16 protein-coding genes are annotated in these 16,833 nt (G+C 60.6%); 11 read left to right on the top strand and 5 right to left on the bottom strand.

The features are described from left to right. Nucleotides 1-41: 41 nt before the first annotated feature. The 3 genes from HBO23_RS12100 (at nucleotide 42) to HBO23_RS12090 (ending at nucleotide 2,511) form a co-directional block, all read left to right on the top strand. Nucleotides 42-1,598: a bifunctional aminoglycoside phosphotransferase/ATP-binding protein gene (locus tag HBO23_RS12100; RefSeq protein ID WP_170038190.1), complete on the top strand. Its 1,557-nt coding sequence runs from the start codon at nucleotides 42-44 to the stop codon at nucleotides 1,596-1,598. 93 nt (nucleotides 1,599-1,691) lie between these two features. After that, entirely contained in the window at nucleotides 1,692-2,036 is a 345-nt protein-coding gene (locus HBO23_RS12095) for a pentapeptide repeat-containing protein (protein ID WP_017139225.1), read from the top strand. A gap of 202 nt (nucleotides 2,037-2,238) precedes the next feature. Continuing rightward, nucleotides 2,239-2,511: a TfoX/Sxy family protein gene (locus tag HBO23_RS12090; RefSeq protein ID WP_017139226.1), complete on the top strand. Its 273-nt coding sequence runs from the start codon at nucleotides 2,239-2,241 to the stop codon at nucleotides 2,509-2,511. Nucleotides 2,512-2,754: 243 nt separating this feature from the next. Here HBO23_RS12090 and HBO23_RS12085 read toward each other — a convergent pair whose 3' ends face one another. From HBO23_RS12085 to HBO23_RS12075, 3 genes are read right to left on the bottom strand one after another with little or no spacing between them, the layout of a single operon-like run. After that, nucleotides 2,755-3,522: a heme ABC transporter ATP-binding protein gene (locus HBO23_RS12085; protein ID WP_017139227.1), complete on the bottom strand. Its 768-nt coding sequence runs from the start codon at nucleotides 3,520-3,522 to the stop codon at nucleotides 2,755-2,757. After that, entirely contained in the window at nucleotides 3,522-4,559 is a 1,038-nt protein-coding gene (locus tag HBO23_RS12080) for an iron ABC transporter permease (RefSeq protein ID WP_099547649.1), read from the bottom strand. Before HBO23_RS12080 ends, HBO23_RS12085 begins: the two co-directional genes overlap by 1 nt. Then, the gene (locus tag HBO23_RS12075) at nucleotides 4,556-5,434 is read right to left on the bottom strand and encodes an ABC transporter substrate-binding protein (protein ID WP_170038188.1); all 879 of its coding nucleotides are present in this window, start codon (nucleotides 5,432-5,434) and stop codon (nucleotides 4,556-4,558) included. Before HBO23_RS12075 ends, HBO23_RS12080 begins: the two co-directional genes overlap by 4 nt. A gap of 156 nt (nucleotides 5,435-5,590) precedes the next feature. On the opposite strand from HBO23_RS12075, the gene HBO23_RS12070 reads away from it, so the two are divergent. Then, a complete protein-coding gene (locus tag HBO23_RS12070) occupies nucleotides 5,591-5,908 on the top strand; it encodes a Rieske (2Fe-2S) protein (protein WP_017139230.1) in 318 nt (105 codons plus the stop codon). Here the strand turns inward: HBO23_RS12070 and sfsA are convergent. Together sfsA and HBO23_RS12060 are read right to left on the bottom strand one after the other, a co-directional pair. Then, the gene (gene sfsA, locus HBO23_RS12065) at nucleotides 5,905-6,618 is read right to left on the bottom strand and encodes a DNA/RNA nuclease SfsA (RefSeq protein ID WP_017139231.1); all 714 of its coding nucleotides are present in this window, start codon (nucleotides 6,616-6,618) and stop codon (nucleotides 5,905-5,907) included. The genes HBO23_RS12070 and sfsA overlap by 4 nt on opposite strands. Beyond that, nucleotides 6,618-7,790, bottom strand: a complete 1,173-nt coding sequence (locus tag HBO23_RS12060) for a pyridoxal phosphate-dependent aminotransferase (protein ID WP_170038186.1) — start codon at nucleotides 7,788-7,790, stop codon at nucleotides 6,618-6,620. Before HBO23_RS12060 ends, sfsA begins: the two co-directional genes overlap by 1 nt. A 321-nt stretch (nucleotides 7,791-8,111) precedes the next feature. Between HBO23_RS12060 and dksA the strand changes: the two genes are divergently transcribed. The 7 genes from dksA (at nucleotide 8,112) to folK (ending at nucleotide 16,768) form a co-directional block, all read left to right on the top strand. Next, on the top strand, nucleotides 8,112-8,555 hold the full coding sequence (gene dksA / locus HBO23_RS12055) for an RNA polymerase-binding protein DksA (RefSeq protein WP_003194150.1): 444 nt from the start codon (nucleotides 8,112-8,114) through the stop codon (nucleotides 8,553-8,555). 95 nt (nucleotides 8,556-8,650) lie between these two features. Beyond that, nucleotides 8,651-9,538, top strand: coding sequence for a tRNA glutamyl-Q(34) synthetase GluQRS (gluQRS, locus tag HBO23_RS12050; RefSeq protein ID WP_099547646.1), 888 nt, complete (start codon nucleotides 8,651-8,653; stop codon nucleotides 9,536-9,538). A gap of 62 nt (nucleotides 9,539-9,600) precedes the next feature. After that, nucleotides 9,601-9,777, top strand: a complete 177-nt coding sequence (locus HBO23_RS12045; protein WP_003176118.1) for a hypothetical protein — start codon at nucleotides 9,601-9,603, stop codon at nucleotides 9,775-9,777. Next, on the top strand, nucleotides 9,761-12,715 hold the full coding sequence (locus tag HBO23_RS12040) for a sensor histidine kinase (protein WP_017139235.1): 2,955 nt from the start codon (nucleotides 9,761-9,763) through the stop codon (nucleotides 12,713-12,715). The genes HBO23_RS12045 and HBO23_RS12040 overlap by 17 nt, the downstream gene beginning before the upstream one ends. Nucleotides 12,716-12,737: 22 nt before the next feature. After that, nucleotides 12,738-14,168, top strand: a complete 1,431-nt coding sequence (locus tag HBO23_RS12035; RefSeq protein WP_017139236.1) for a sigma-54 dependent transcriptional regulator — start codon at nucleotides 12,738-12,740, stop codon at nucleotides 14,166-14,168. Between the two features lie 708 nt (nucleotides 14,169-14,876). After that, nucleotides 14,877-16,280 (top strand): polynucleotide adenylyltransferase PcnB, encoded by a 1,404-nt coding sequence (locus HBO23_RS12030; protein WP_099547644.1) that lies wholly within the window; start codon nucleotides 14,877-14,879, stop codon nucleotides 16,278-16,280. Between the two features lie 2 nt (nucleotides 16,281-16,282). Then, nucleotides 16,283-16,768 carry a 2-amino-4-hydroxy-6-hydroxymethyldihydropteridine diphosphokinase gene (gene folK, locus HBO23_RS12025; RefSeq protein WP_017139238.1) on the top strand — a complete coding sequence of 162 codons (486 nt, stop codon included), beginning with the start codon at nucleotides 16,283-16,285 and terminating at the stop codon, nucleotides 16,766-16,768. The last annotated feature ends 65 nt before the right edge of the window (nucleotides 16,769-16,833 follow it).

Here is a 16,833-nt window from a genome sequence, read left to right as displayed (position 1 = left end):
AATGCCGGCCATGATTTCCCCCAGACTTTGAAGGATCGCCCGTGAGCCAGTCCCTGATCGCTGCCCTGCAAAACCCGGCTTTGTATCCCCATCCGGTTGAAGCGTTTCAAGTCATTGAGACCCATATTTCCTGGGTCATACTGACCGGCCCCTATGCTTATAAGCTGAAGAAGCCGATGAACTTCGGCTTTCTGGATTTCACCCAACTGGATGATCGCGGCCACTTCTGCCGCGAAGAGCTGCGCCTCAATCAGCGCCTGACCGAAGATTTGTATCTTGACGTGTTGCCAATCACCGGCAGCGCCGAAGCCCCGCAATTGGGCGGTGATGGCCCGGTCATCGAATACGCGCTGAAAATGCGCCAATTCCCGCAGAGCCAGCTGCTCAGCACACTGCAAGCCAATGGCGAGGTCACCAGCGCGCACATTGATGATATGGCCAAGCAGATTGCGCACTTCCACCTTACTGCGCCGAAAGTGCCGCAAGACCACCCCGCCGGCACGCCGGATGAGGTGATGGCACCGGTTCGCCAGAACTTCGACCAGATCCGCCCGTTCCTCAGCGACAAAGCCGACCTGGCTCAACTCGAAGCCCTGCAAGCCTGGGCCGAAGCCAGCTTCGAACGCCTCAAGCCACTGCTGGCCCAACGCAAACTCGAAGGTTTCACCCGTGAGTGTCACGGTGATATCCACTTGGGCAACGCCACCCTGATCGATGGCCAGGTGGTGATCTTCGACTGCATCGAGTTCAACGAGCCGTTCCGCTTCACCGATGTGTATGCCGACACGGCCTTTCTGGCGATGGACCTGGAAGACCGCGGCCTCAAATCCCTGGCGCGCCGTTTTATCAGCCAGTACCTGGAGCTGACCGGCGACTATCAGGGCCTGGAAGTGCTGAACTTCTATAAAGCCTACCGTGCACTGGTGCGCGCCAAGGTGGCGTTGTTCAGCATGCCGAGCGAGGCCAGCCCGGTGCAACGCGCCACCACCCTGCGCCAATACCGCAACTATGCGAACCTGGCGGAAAGCTACAGCACTATTCCATCGCGCTTCCTGGCGATAACCCACGGTGTTTCGGCCGTCGGTAAAAGCCACGTGGCCATGCGTCTGGTGGAAGCCTTGGGTGCCGTGCGCCTGCGTTCGGATGTGGAACGCAAGCGCCTGTTTGGCGAACAAAAGGTCGAGAACACCCCGCAAGCCGGTATCTACGCCGCCGAAGCCAGCTCTGCCACCTACGCTCGGCTCAACGAAATCGCCGATACCGTCTTGCGTGCCGGCTACCCGGTAGTGCTGGACGCGACCTTCCTGAAAAGCGCACAACGCAATGCCGCCGCCAAGATTGCCGAGGCAACCGGTGCGCCCTTCCTGATCCTTGATTGCAACGCACCGCAAGCCGTTATCGCCAGCTGGCTGGCGCAACGTCAGGCGGATAAAAACGATCCTTCCGACGCGACGCTCACCATTATCGAAGAACAGCAGGCCAACCGTGACCCGCTGACCGCCGAAGAGCTGCTGCTGAGCAAACGCGTGGAAACCAACGAAAGCGGCACACTCGACGCTCTGGTGGCACACATTCGCCAGCGCCTGCCCGGTCTGTAAGAAATATTTCTTGGTCGTGTCACCGATCTTCGGTGCACGACCGAGCAATAGTGGCACTATAATGGCGTCATAATTCCAACAGGAGTCGCCGTCATGAGTCAGCCCAAGCTTCTTGATACTCCGCTCTACGCACTCCTGCATAAAGACGACATCCGCGGCTTCAACCAGGAACGCCCCAAAGACGGCCCCATCGACATGCGTGGTGGCGACTTCCGGGGGTTGGACCTGCGTGACCTGAACGCCACGGGCGTGGATTTCACCGACGCCTACTTCCGCTCTGCCGACCTGCGCGGCCTGGACCTGCGCGAGTGCTCGCTGGAAGGCGCCAGCCTGGCCCATGCGCAGATTTCCGGCACCTACTTCTCCCCCGAACTGACGGCTGACGAAATCCTCATGTCGGTCAATTTCGGCACTCGTTTGCGCTACCGCACCAAGTAACTTCATCTTTCGGGCCCCAGCTACGCCTCACGCGTAGCGGCGCCTCCTGCCTGCTTGTCGGCAATATCCTTAAAAATTCTTATAAGCTTTTCAGCCGTTCCTGACCAAAGAACCACGCTTTTCCTACTGAGCGCTACACTCCTTTTCAGGCTTGCCTGGTCACGATACCCACCGCACCATTCGGCCGTCGCAAGGAGGCTTGATGAACGATGAGCTGCAACACCTGAAAAACCTGGGCAAGACGTCGGCGCAGTGGCTGCATGCGGTGGGCATCCACAGCGCGTCCGACTTACGTCGCCTGGGAGCTGTCGATGCCTACCGAGCCGTGCGCACTCGCGGGTTTCGGGCCTCGAAAGTGCTGCTGTATGCAATCGAGGGAGCCTTGATGGACGTGCATTGGAACGACATCCCGACGGAACGCAAGGAGGCATTGAACCGTCAGTTGGAAGCGATTTCAGCGCGTCAGAAAATTTAGGTCTGCAAGAATCCCCAATGTTCATGGGCAGTTCGAACACGTGTTTGAGAAAAACGGCAGATCGTTGAAAAACAGATGTTGACTCTCAAATGAGAATCGTTATGATTATCACAACTGGTCGCGAGATCAGCCGATAACTGAAAGACCATTGGTTCGGACTCTCAGATTATCTCCTCATCAGGCTAATCACGGTTATTTGACCCGGCTCTTGCCGGGTCTTTTTTTACCTGTAAAAAAGCCGATTCAGCGCGCAATGATCAACGGATGCCCACGCTCCGGGTGCGGCTGTACCAGCACCTCCAAACCAAACACCGCCTTAAGTGGCTCGGGCCGCATCACCTGCGCCGGCGTATCCAACGCGTGTGGGCGCCCCTGCTCCAGCAACAGAATTCGGTCGCAATAACGCGCCGCCAGGTTCAGGTCATGGAGAATCACCAGCACCGCAGCGCCGCGATCCGCGAATGTACGTATAGCTTGCAGGGTCGTGTGTTGGTGCAAGGGGTCAAGCATCGAGGTCGGCTCATCCAACAGCAGGGTCTGCCCGGCTTCCCCCGGCCATAACTGCGCCAACACTCGCGCCAGATGCACACGCTGGCGTTCACCACCCGACAGCGCCAGGTAGCTGCGTCCGCTTAAATGGCCCACGTCTGCCGCGTGCAGCGCCGCCTCGATGATTTCGTCATCACGCACGCGTCCGGTCTGATGGGGCAAGCGGCCCATGCCTACAACCTCCTCGACACGAAATGCGAAATCCAGCGTGGAAGTCTGCGGCAACACTGCCAAACGTTGGGCACGTTGCGGCCCGCTCCAGTCCGTCAAGGCTTGCTGATCCAGCCACACCTTGCCCTGATCCGGCTTCAGCTCGCCGCACAACGCACCGAGCAGCGTGCTCTTGCCTGCTCCGTTAGGGCCGAGCACACCGAGCACTTCACCCGGCAGCAAGTCCAGGGTGACATCCGCCAGCACGGTTTTATCGCCACGCCGAACCTGCAACGCTTCTACTCGCAGCATCAGGCGCGCCCTCGCAGCAACAAATAAAGAAAAAACGGTGCGCCGATAAAGGCCGTCACGATGCCGATCGGCAGTTCAGCCGGCGCCAGCGCCAGGCGTGCCACCAGGTCAGCAAACAGCAACAGGCTCGCGCCCGCGAGCACAGACGCCGGCAACAACACCCGATGATCCGGCCCGGCCAACAAGCGCACCAGATGCGGCACCACCAGCCCGACAAACCCGATCATGCCCGCCGCCGCTACCGCCGCGCCCACACCAAGGGCCGTGCAAAACACCAGTTCACGCTTGAGCCCTTCAACATCAATGCCAAGGTGATTGGCTTCGGACTCGCCGAGCAACAATGCATTCAAGGCTTTTGCACGGCGCGGCAACCACAGCGCCACACCGGCGCTCACCAACAGCAATGGCCACAACCGCGAATAGCTGGCGCCATTGAGGCTGCCAAGATTCCAGAACGTCAGCGTGCGCAAGGTGGCGTCATCGGCCAGATAGGTAAACAACCCCACCGCCGAACTGGCCAGGGCGGTAAGCGCGATACCGGCAAGCAGCATCGTTGCAACGTTGGTCTGGCCGTTGCGGCGCCCCAGGCGATAGACCAGGGCAGTGACGCCCAAACCGCCAAGAAACGCGCACAACGACAGCAGATAAGGCCCGAACGCATCCGGCAGGCCACCAAAAAAAGAACCGCCGACGATAGCAATCGCCGCCCCGAGCGCCGCGCCGCTGGACACACCGACCAACCCCGGATCGGCCAGCGGGTTGCGAAACAAGCCCTGCATCGCCACACCCGACAATGCCAGCACACCACCTACCGCCAAACCCAGCAAGGTTCGCGGCAAACGAATCTGCCCCAGGATCAATTCGGCCTGCTCCAGGCCCTGGGCTTCAATCGGTACGCCCATCAGGCGCAAGGCGGCCTTGAGCGTATCCAGCAACGGCAGGCTGACCGGCCCCAGGGCCAGTGAAAGCCAGATTGCCAGAAGGCATAACAGCGCCAGCCCGATAAACAGCGTTTTCGGTTTAACCAGAGTCGTCATGGGGCAGGTTTAGCCTGGGACGGATAAAACCCGGCAGACAATTGCACCAGGCTTTGCGGCAGACGCGGCCCGAGCCCGCCGACCAGCAGGGTCGGGTCCAGCTCAAACACGCGGCCGTTTTTGGCGGCCGGGGTCGACGCCAGAATCGGGTTTTCCTTGAACAAGGCCGCCCGCGCCGCATCGCCAGTGAGGGCGCGATCAGCAAACACCAGCACATCAGGGCTCAGCCCGGCCAGCGACTCCACCGAAAACGGCTTATAGCCCGTGTGGGTCGCCAGGTTATGCCCGCCCGCCTGTTGCAACATCCAATCGGCGGCCGTGTCCTTGCCTGCAATCAGCGGTTTGCCACCTGCATGCCCTAGCAACAAAAGCACACCCGGTGCCTTTTGCGTGGCCTGGGCCTTGGTGACCCAGGCTTGCTGCTGATCCAGCTTTTGTTCATATCCGGTAAACAATTCGTTGGCCTTGGCTTCATCACCCAACAGCTTGCCCAAGTGCTGAAGGTTGCCTTTCAAGGTCGGCAAATCCGGCTCTGCCGAGAACATCTCCACCTGCACGCCCGCGCCGCGAATTTGCGCCAGCACCGGCGGTGGGCCCATCTCTTCAGTCCCGACCAGAACCTGCGGACGCAGGCTTAAAATCCCTTCCGCCGACAGTTGCCGCTGATAACCGATGCTCGGCAACGCCTTGAGCGATTCTGGATGCTGGCTGGTGGTATCCACCCCCACCAGCTTTGACTCCCCGCCCAGCGCCGTCACCCATTCCGATAGCGCCCCACCGGCGCTGACCCAGCGTTGCGGCAGTTCAGAGGCTTGCGCCCCGTGGTTGACCAGCAGTGAGGCAACAAGCGCAATAGCGCTGGTACTCAGGCGCATAACAGGGTTTCCTTCCAAGGGCGGGGCCACTCAAGCACTCATGGATGTGACAGATAAACCCTGTCTGGCATCGTACAGAGCACCCAATCAGCTAACGGGCGAAGCCGGCATTTGATAATTGTTTGCATTTGAACGTCAAGGCACTTAAGGATTGTTATGAAGCTTCTCTGCCCCTCAGATGCCCTGGCGCCCAACAGCAGCCGTGGTTTTGAAATAGACGGTTGCAAAGTGTTGGCTGTGCGCCGTGACGGCGTGGCCTACTTCTACCTCAACCGCTGCCCCCATCGCGGCATCCCGCTGGAATGGCAGCCCGACCAGTTCCTGGACAGCAGCGCCAGCCTGATCCAGTGCGCCACCCACGGCGCCTTGTTCCTGATCGAAAGCGGCGAGTGCATCGCAGGGCCGTGCGCGGGCCAAAGCCTTAAAGCCCTGCCCGGCCGTGAAGACGCGCAAGGCCTGTGGGTGCAACTCTAGTCGCCGATCATCACGTCCAGGCGCCGGTCGATGATAATTTCCTGCGGCGTGACCCGCGCACCATAGGCCAACACCTCCACGCCGGCCGCCTTGGCCTCGCGCAGCGCAGCGGCGTAGCCCGCATCGATTTCCACCGCCGGGCGTACAGCGTCGATCCCCGACAGGTTCACGCAATACAACTGCACCGCACGCACGCCCTCACGCGCCAGGTGTGCCAACTCGCGCAAATGCTTGGCGCCACGTTGGGTCACCGCGTCGGGAAACGCTGCCACCGGCGAGCCATCAAAGCCCAAGGTGACGCTCTTGACCTCCACATACGCCGCGCCGTGTGGGTACTCCAGGCGAAAATCGATACGGCTTTTTTCCTGGCCGTAAGGCACTTCGCGCTTCAAGGCGGTAAAACCGTTGAGTTCAGTGATCACCCCGGCACGCAACGCCTCCTCCACCAGTTGGTTGGCACGCGCGGTGTTGACGCATGCCAGCCGGCCTTGGGGGGTTTCGGCAATTTCCCAGGTGCCCGGCAACTTGCGCTTGGGGTCTGTGGAGCGACTGAACCAGACCTGGCCGCCCTCCACCATGCAATTGAGCATAGAGCCGGTGTTGGGGCAGTGAATGGTCAGCAACTCGCCGGTCAGCGTTTCGATATCGGTGAGAAAGCGCTTGTAGCGGCGGATCAGCCGCCCTTCTTCGAGGGGAGGATGAAAGCGCATCAGCCTTGCCAGCTCCGCAAGCCACGGGCGATGCGTTCCACCGCTTCCTGTAGCCGATCGAGGTTTTGCGTGTAGGCAAAACGCACATGATGGCCGGCCTGATAACGACCAAAATCCAGGCCCGGCGTAAACGCCACATGCTCGGTTTCAAGGAAATGACGGCAAAACGCGAAGGCATCACCACCGAACGCGCTGATATCGGCGTACAAGTAGAACGCGCCTTCGGGCTCTACGGCGATGCCGAAACCCAACTCGCGCAAGGCTGGCAGCAGGAAATCCCGGCGGCGCCCGAACTCGGCGCGGCGCTCTTCCAGAATACTCAGGGTTTGCTCGGTGAAACACGCCAGCGCCGCGTATTGGGCCATGCTCGGCGCGCTGATGTAGAGGTTCTGCGCCAACTTCTCCAATTCGCCCACTGCCGCCGGGGGCGCCACCAGCCAGCCGAGGCGCCAGCCGGTCATGCCGAAATACTTCGAAAAACTATTTAAGACGAAGGCATCGTCGTCGACTTCCAGCACGCTGGCGGCATCGGTGCCGTAGGTGAGGCCGTGATAGATCTCGTCCACCACCAAATGGCCGTTACGCGCCTTGATTGCACTCGACAACCCCGCCAGTTCGTCGCGGGTCAGAATGGTGCCGGTCGGGTTGGCTGGTGAGGCCACCAGCGCGCCAACGCTGTCTGCATTCCAGTGTTTGGCCACCAGCTCAGCGGTCAATTGGTAGCGCACGTCCGGGCCAACCGGCACCAACTGCGCCGCGCCTTCCACCAGCCGCAGGAAATGTCGGTTACACGGGTAGCCTGGGTCGGCCAACAGCCAGTGCTTGCCCGGATCGACCAGCAGGCTGCTGGCCAGCAGCAACGCGCCAGAGCCACCGGGCGTGATCAGAATGCGCTCGGGGTCGACGCTCAGGCGGTAGCGCTGCTGGTAAAAACCACTGATGGCCTGGCGCAGTTCGGGCAGCCCACGGGCCGCGGTATAGCGCGTCTTGCCGTTGGCCAGCGCGGCCTGGCCAGCCTGGATAATCGGCTCGGCCGTGGTGAAATCCGGCTCGCCGATCTCCAGGTGGATAACATCATGGCCAGCCGCCTGCAGCTCATTGGCTCGCGCCAGTAACGCCATAACGTGAAAAGGTTCGATGGCGCGACTGCGCGCACTGTAGGGCTGAGCCATTAGCCTTCCTTAAACGGTGAGGACAAAATTCGGATTCTACCGAACCCGCGCGGTAAAACATGCTCTATTGCCTGCTCGGTCCTCCGTGCTGAACCGGGCAAGCGCCTGCAAAACGACTAAAATCAACATTCGAGACACGCTATACCCAGCCATGGCGGGCCATGACAGTTTGCAAGCCTGCCACGTTGGGCCTCGACAACCGGGAGTGGCGCACCCCGAATCTATCTGGTAAGTTCGCCCGCTTGCAGCCGCAGGGCCGGCAGGTGTCGGTGACGTTGCAATCCTGCGCAATGGATTAGAAGAGTGAGAGGCGGTCTATTCATGTCCACCCAAGCAAAGCAACAGCAGACTCAAGGCCTCGGCGGCTTCGAACCCTATGTGGAAAAAAAGGGCGAGGAGTACATGGGCGAGCCCATGCGCGAGCACTTCACCAAGATCCTGAACAAGTGGAAACAGGACTTGATGCAGGAGGTTGATCGTACCGTTGACCACATGAAGGACGAAGCAGCCAACTTTCCTGATCCGGCCGACCGTGCGAGCCAGGAAGAAGAGTTCGCCCTTGAACTGCGAGCGCGTGATCGAGAGCGCAAGCTGATCAAGAAGATCGACAAGACCCTGCAACTGATCAAGGACGAGGAATACGGCTGGTGCGAATCCTGCGGCGTCGAGATTGGTATTCGCCGCCTGGAAGCCCGCCCAACCGCGGACCTGTGCGTAGACTGCAAGACCTTGGCTGAAATCAAGGAAAAACAGGTCGGCAAGTAACCCTGCCGGGCTGAACGCGACAAACAAAAAATGGGGCGTGCAAACGCTCCATTTTTGTTTCTGGCGTTCAGCGGTTTTCCAGTAGTATCCGGCCCATGACAGCCTCTACTTATATCGGGCGTTTCGCCCCCACGCCCAGCGGCCACCTGCACTTCGGTTCGCTGGTTGCCGCCCTCGCCTCCTACCTCGATGCCCGCGCCAATCACGGCCGCTGGCTGATGCGCATGGAAGACCTCGACCCACCCCGCGAAGAACCCGGCGCCCAGGCGGCGATCCTGCACGCCCTGGAAAGCTATGGCTTTGAATGGGATGGGGAACTGGTCCGGCAAAGCGAGCGGCATGATGCCTACGCCAAAGTCTTGAACGACATGTTCAACCACGGCCTGGCTTACGCCTGTACCTGCTCGCGTAAACAATTGGAGCCCTACCACGGGATCTATCCAGGCCTGTGCCGAAACCTCGGGCACGATCAGCAAGACGCGGCGATCCGCCTGCGCGTTCCGGAGCTGGAGTATCACTTTACCGACCGCGTGCAAGGCGAATTCCGACAGCACCTGGGCCGTGATGTGGGCGATTTCATCATCCGCCGTCGCGATGGCCTGTATGCCTACCAACTGGCAGTGGTACTCGACGATGCCTGGCAAGGTGTCACCGACATCGTGCGCGGCGCCGACCTGCTCGATTCCACGCCGCGCCAGCTTTACCTGCAGGAACTGCTGGGTCTGCGCCAACCGCGCTACCTGCACGTGCCGCTGATCACCCAGCCGGACGGCAACAAGCTGGGCAAATCCTACCGCTCGCCGCCGTTGACACCCGACCAGGCCACACCTTTGCTATTGAGAGCGTTGCGCGCCCTCGGCCAGCAACCCGGCAGCGAAATGCTGCACGCCAGCCCACGGGAACTGCTGGATTGGGGCATTGCACACTGGGACGCCAGCCAGATTCCGCGCACACTCACGCTGGCCGAAGCGCAATTGAGCTGAAGGCGCTTGCAGCTTGCCAAGCATCCGTTACCATCGCGGCAGTTTTTTAATCAGAGGCCAACATGTACATCTATCGATTGGTCCTGCTGCTGGTCGTCGGGATCTACCTGTTTTCCCCGGCCATCATGGATTGGTGGATCGACGCCACGGGCGCCTGGTATCGCCCTTATCTGCTGTGGTTGATCCTGATCGTCGTGACCTTCATCCTGCAGAGCCAAAAAGATGCCGATGAGCTTTAGCCTCACCCAGATGCTGCTGATCAGCGCCGCCTACCTGGCCGCGTTGTTCGGGGTTGCCTGGATCAGTGAGCGTGGAATGATTCCGCGGGCGATCATTCGCCATCCGTTGACCTACACCTTGTCCCTGGGCGTCTACGCCAGCGCCTGGGCATTTTATGGCACGGTGGGGCTGGCCTATCAGTATGGCTACGGCTTTCTGTCCAGCTACCTGGGCGTGTCCGGCGCGTTCCTGCTGGCGCCGGTGTTGCTGTACCCGATCCTGAAAATCACCCGCACCTATCAACTGTCGTCCCTGGCGGACTTGTTTGCCTTCCGCTTTCGCAGCACCTGGGCCGGCGCGCTGACCACGATCTTTATGCTGATCGGCGTGCTGCCGTTGCTGGCCCTGCAGATCCAGGCGGTGGCGGACTCCATCAGCATCCTCACCCGCGAACCGGTGCAGCACCGCGTTGCCCTGGCCTTCTGCGCACTGATCACGCTGTTCACGATTTTCTTCGGTTCACGCCATATCGCCACCCGCGAAAAACACGAAGGCCTGGTGTTTGCGATTGCCTTTGAGTCGGTGATCAAGCTGATCGCCATCGGCGGTGTCGGCCTGTATGCGCTGTATGGCGTATTCGACGGGCCGCAACAGTTGGAGTTGTGGTTGCTGCAAAACCAGACCGCCCTCGCCGCTTTGCACACGCCGTTGCAGGAAGGCCCATGGCGCACGCTGCTGCTGGTGTTCTTTGCCTCGGCCATCGTGATGCCGCACATGTACCACATGACCTTCACCGAGAACCTCAACCCGCGCTCATTGGTCAGCGCCAGCTGGGGTTTGCCGTTATTCCTGCTGCTGATGAGCCTGGCGGTGCCGCTGATCCTGTGGGCCGGCCTCAAGCTCGGCGCCACCACCAACCCCGAATACTTCACCCTTGGCGTCGGTATTGCCGCCAACAGCAAATCCCTGGCATTGCTGGCTTACGTAGGCGGTTTGTCGGCGGCCAGTGGCTTGATCATCGTCACCACGCTGGCACTCTCCGGCATGGCGCTCAATCACCTGGTGCTGCCGCTGTATCAGCCGCCAGCCGAAGGTAATATCTACCGCTGGCTGAAATGGACGCGCCGCGCGCTGATCGTCGCCATCATCATGGCCGGCTATGGCTTCTACCTGCTGCTGGGCGCTGGGCAAGATCTGGCCAACCTCGGCATCGTCGCGTTTGTAGCGACCTTGCAGTTCTTGCCGGGTGTGTTGTCGGTGCTGTACTGGCCAACCGCCAACCGTCGCGGCTTTATCGCCGGGCTGCTGGCAGGCATTCTGGTGTGGATGGTGACCATGCTGCTGCCGCTGGTCGGCAACCTGCAGGGTTTCTACATTCCGCTGCTGAACATGATCTACGTGCTGGATGACACCAGTTGGCACATGGCAGCGATCGCCTCGTTGGCCGCCAACGTGCTGATGTTTACCCTGATCTCGCTGTTCACCAACGCCAGCCCCGAAGAAACCAGCGCCGCCGAAGCCTGCGCGGTGGACAACGTGCGCCGCCCGCAACGCCGCGAGCTGCACGCCGCCTCACCGCAAGAGTTCGCCACCCAACTGGCCAAGCCGCTGGGCGCCAAGGCTGCGCAAAAGGAAGTCGAGCAGGCACTGCGCGACCTTTACCTGCCGTTTGACGAGCGCCGGCCCTACGCCCTGCGCCGTTTGCGCGACCGCATTGAGGCCAACCTGTCCGGCCTGATGGGACCGAGCGTGTCCCAGGACATGGTGGAAACCTTCTTGCCCTACAAGGCCGGCGGCGAAAACTACGTCACCGAAGACATCCATTTCATCGAGAGCCGGCTGGAGGATTACCACTCACGCCTCACCGGTCTCGCCGCCGAACTCGATGCCCTGCGCCGCTATCACCGTCAAACCCTTCAGGAACTGCCGATGGGCGTGTGTTCCCTGGCCAAGGATCAAGAGATCCTGATGTGGAACAAGGCGATGGAAGAACTCACCGGCATCGCCGCACAACGTGTTGTGGGTTCGCGCCTGAATACCTTGGGCGACCCTTGGAAAGAACTGTTGCAAGGCTTTATCAACCTGCCCGACGAGCACTTGCACAAACAGCACCTGGCGCTGGACGGCCAGACCCGCTGGCTCAATCTGCACAAAGCGGCGATCGACGAGCCGCTGGCGCCGGGCAACAGTGGCCTGGTGCTGCTGGTGGAGGACCTGACCGAAACCCAGATGCTCGAAGACAAGCTGGTGCACTCCGAACGCCTGGCCAGCATCGGTCGCCTGGCTGCGGGTGTGGCCCATGAAATCGGCAACCCGATCACCGGTATCGCGTGCCTGGCGCAAAACCTGCGGGAAGAGCGCGAAGAAGACGCTGAAATCACCGAAATCAGCGGGCAGATCCTCGAGCAGACCAAGCGCGTGTCACGCATCGTGCAGTCGCTGATGAGCTTCGCCCACGCCGGCGCGCATCAGAACCATGACGAAGCGGTGTGCCTGGCGGAAGTGGCGCAGGATGCCATTGGGCTGCTGGCCTTGAACCGGCGCAATTTCGAAGTACAGTTTTTTAACCTGTGCGACCCGGACCACTGGGTTGACGGCGACTCCCAACGCTTGGCGCAGGTGCTGATCAACCTGCTTTCAAACGCCCGTGACGCAACGCCCGCCGGCAGTGCGGTACGCGTCAAGAGCGAGGCTTTCGAGCACACGGTCGACCTGATCGTGGAGGACGAAGGCAGCGGTATTCCACAGAACATCATGGATCGATTGTTCGAACCTTTCTTCACCACCAAGGACCCGGGTGAAGGTACCGGTCTGGGCCTTGCACTGGTCTATTCCATCGTTGAAGAGCATTATGGACAAATCACCATCGACAGCCCGGCTGACACCGAAAGCCAACGCGGCACCCGTATTCGGGTGACCTTGCCGCGTCATGTCGAAGCGACGTCCGCTGTGAACTGAGACCGTCGAGAGAATTGAATCAATGCCGCACATTTTGATCGTCGAAGACGAAACCATTATCCGCTCTGCCTTGCGTCGCCTGCTTGAACGTAATCAGTACCAGGTCAGCGAAGCCGGCTCGGTGCAGGAAGCCCAAGAGCGTTTCAGCATTCCCACGTTCGACCTGATTGTCAGCGACCTGCGCCTGCCGGGCGCGCCGGGGACCGAGCTGATCAAGCTTGGCCAGGGCACGCCCGTGCTGATCATGACCAGCTACGCCAGCCTGCGCTCGGCGGTGGACTCGATGAAGATGGGCGCGGTGGACTACATCGCCAAGCCTTTCGATCACGACGAAATGCTCCAGGCCGTGGCGCGCATTCTGCGTGACCGTCAGTCGGCTGGCAGTGCGCCGGCCGAACAGCGTCCTGCCGGCAAGGCTGCCGAGAAGCCGGGGGTCGACAACAGCAATGGCGAGATCGGCATCATCGGCTCCTGCCCACCGATGCAGGATCTGTACAGCAAGATCCGCAAAGTGGCGCCGACCGACTCCAATGTATTGATCCAGGGCGAGTCGGGCACCGGTAAAGAGCTGGTGGCCCGCGCCCTGCACAACCTGTCCAAACGTGCCAAAGCGCCGATGATTTCGGTGAACTGCGCGGCGATTCCCGAATCCCTGATCGAGTCCGAACTGTTCGGGCACGAGAAAGGCGCATTTACCGGCGCCAGCGCCGGGCGTGCGGGGTTGGTCGAAGCGGCGGACGGCGGCACCTTGTTCCTCGACGAAATTGGCGAACTGCCCCTGGAAGCCCAGGCGCGCTTGCTGCGCGTGTTGCAGGAAGGCGAGATTCGCCGTGTCGGTTCGGTGCAATCACAGAAGGTCGATGTGCGCCTGATCGCCGCGACCCACCGTGACCTCAAGAGCCTGGCCAAGATCGGCCAGTTCCGGGAAGACTTGTATTACCGCCTGCACGTAATCGCCCTCAAGCTGCCGGCCTTGCGCGAGCGTGGCGCCGACGTGAATGAGATCGCCAGCGCGTTTCTGCTGCGCCAGAGCGCGCGCATCAACCGTACCGACCTCAAGTTTGCCGCCGACGCCGAGCAGGCGATTCGGCATTACTCGTGGCCGGGTAACGTCCGCGAACTGGAGAACGCGGTCGAGCGTGCGGTGATTCTGTCGGAGAGCCCGGAAATTTCTGCCGAGCTGCTGGGTATCGATATCGAGCTGAGCGACCTGGAAGACGACGACTTCATCGGCCTGGCCCCGCAACAGGGCGGTGGCAGCAATACCAGCCATGAGCCGACCGAAGACCTGTCACTGGAAGACTACTTCCAGCACTTCGTGCTTGAGCATCAGGACCATATGACCGAGACCGAGCTGGCTCGCAAGCTGGGCGTAAGTCGCAAATGCCTGTGGGAACGGCGCCAACGCCTGGGCATTCCACGGCGCAAGACCGGGGTGGCCAGCGAAAGCTGAGGGCGCACCCCCACAGGTAACACCCTCAGATGTGAAAAAACTGTTACCGCAGCTTTTTCACGTAACAGAAGCCGGGGCTTACGGTAACGAAGCCCCGGCTTTTTTTCGCCCTTCCAAAAGCCAGAACCAGCTCAAACCCCCGGTTTTGCTGGGCGGCACAAAAGTTGGCACGCACCCTGCTATATGCTTAGTACAAAAACAATAACAAGCTTTGTACAAGACAATAAAAATAAGACGAATCGACTCACGCATAACAAAAACAACACGGCGGAGGCGCAGCTAACTGATTCTTTTGGAGAGGCGTTGCATTTGGGGCTTGCCCCGCAACCAGGCCGAGAACAACAAAAACTGCCCTAAGGCAGAGCCTGAACTGGTTGGATCGTAGATCAGCAACACAGCGACCAAAGCAATCCGTTTGCTCTTGGCTCCCTATTGGGAGTGTCATGAAGGTGAAACTTCATGGCGAGGGCGATCAACAAAAACAAAAAGCCCGCAACCATAATAAAAATAGAGCACGCAACTACTTCTGGGGGAGCTTCGGCTCCCCTTGTAGTTTCCGGCATTTGACCCGCTCACACCCTTCTTTAAGCTTCTGGCTCAAGCCTTGCAGCTTGTTCCTACACCATCCCTCGACTAAATGCTAGAATCCCGGCCCATCATGCGGTCATTCTTCGTTATGGCCGAACATTCCTTCAAACAGTGCATCCCATGCTGAAGAAGTTGTTCCAGTCATTCCGTTCCCCCTTGCGTCGTACGCAACACATTCGCAGCACGCCTGAAGTGCTTAACAGCAATCAGCATTCATTGCAGCGCGCTCAATTCAGCCGCTATGCAGTGAACATCGTCGAACGTTTGCAGAACGCCGGCTACCAGGCTTATCTGGTGGGCGGCTGCGTACGTGACATGCTGCTCAATATCACGCCCAAGGATTTCGACGTCGCCACCAGCGCCACGCCGGAGCAGGTGCGTGCCGAGTTTCGCAATGCGCGAATCATCGGTCGCCGCTTCAAGTTGGTGCATATCCACTTTGGTCGCGAAATCATCGAGGTCGCGACGTTCCGCGCAGGCCATCCGCAAAACGATGATGAGGAAGACACCAATCAGTCTTCCCGCAACGAGAGCGGCCGCATCCTGCGTGACAACGTGTACGGCACCTTGGAAGAAGACGCGCAGCGCCGCGACTTCACCATCAACGCCCTGTATTACGACCCGGTCAGCGAGCGCATTCTCGATTACGCCAACGGCGTACACGACATTCGCAACAACCTGATCCGCCTGATCGGCGACCCGACGCAGCGTTACCAGGAAGACCCGGTACGCATGCTGCGCGCCGTGCGCTTTGCCGCCAAGCTGAACTTCGGCATCGAGAAACACACCGCCGCGCCGATTCGCGAGCTGGCGCCGATGCTGCGGGAAATTCCTTCGGCACGCCTGTTCGAAGAAGTGCTGAAGTTGTTCCTCTCGGGTTATGCCGCCGATACGTTCGAAATGCTGGTCGACCTGCAACTGTTCGACCCGCTGTTCCCGGCCAGCGCCGAGGCACTGGAATACAACCCCACGTACACCCACACGCTGATCAGCGAAGCGTTGATCAACACCGACTTGCGCATCAAGCAGAACAAACCGGTAACGCCGGCGTTCCTGTTTGCCGCCCTGCTGTGGCCTGCCCTGCCCAAGCGCGTATTGCGCCTGCAAGACCGTGGCATGCCGCCGATTCCGGCCATGCAGGAAGCCGCACATGAGCTGATCGCCGAGCAGTGCCAGCGCATCGCCATTCCCAAACGCTTCACCATGCCGATCCGCGAGATCTGGGACATGCAGGAGCGCCTGCCACGCCGCAGTGGCAAGCGCGCCGACCTGTTGCTGGACAACCCGCGCTTCCGTGCCGGTTACGACTTCCTGCTGCTGCGCGAAAGCGCCGGCGAGCAGACCGACGGCCTGGGCGAATGGTGGACCGACTACCAGGATGCCAATGACAGCCAGCGCCGCGACATGATTCGCGACCTCGGCAGCAAAGGCGATGGCGAAGGCACTGGCCCGAAAAAACGTCGTCGCAGCGGCACCAAGCGCAAACGCAGCGCGGCCGATGCCTCGGGCGCTGCGGGCGAATAAACGTGGAACGTGTCTACATTGGCATGGGCAGCAACCTGGCTGCCCCGGACCAGCAATTGCGCAGCGCTGTCGAAGCCCTGGCGCAATTGCCCGGCACGGCCCTCGTTGGCGTGTCGGCGTTCTATCAAAGTGACTCCCTGCTCCCGGGCCAACCGCGCTACACCAATGCGGTCGCCGCCCTGGACAGCGATCTTGCGCCACTGGATTTACTCGATGCCCTGCAAACCATCGAGAACGACCAGGGCCGCGAGCGCCTTGAACGCTGGGGCCCGCGCACCCTGGACCTGGATATCCTGTTGTTTGGCGACCGCCTGATCGACACGCCGCGGCTGAAGGTGCCGCACTATCAGATGCATTTGCGCGCGTTTGTGCTGTACCCGCTGGCAGAGCTGGCACCCGCCGACCTGCAACTGCCCAATGGCCAAACACTTAGCGACTTGCTGGCCGCCTGCCCGTTTGTTGGCCTGGAGCGCGTGCCCCGAGACTGACTCGGTCAATGTGGGACCCGGCTTGCCTGCGATGCGGGCAACTCGGTACACCCGCTATTGCGCGA

This window comes from Pseudomonas sp. WS 5532 (genome assembly GCF_012985445.1).
Lineage (GTDB): Bacteria > Pseudomonadota > Gammaproteobacteria > Pseudomonadales > Pseudomonadaceae > Aquipseudomonas > Aquipseudomonas edaphica.
Note: the sequence above shows the minus strand (reverse complement) of the source record. Positions and strands in the feature narration are given on the sequence as shown.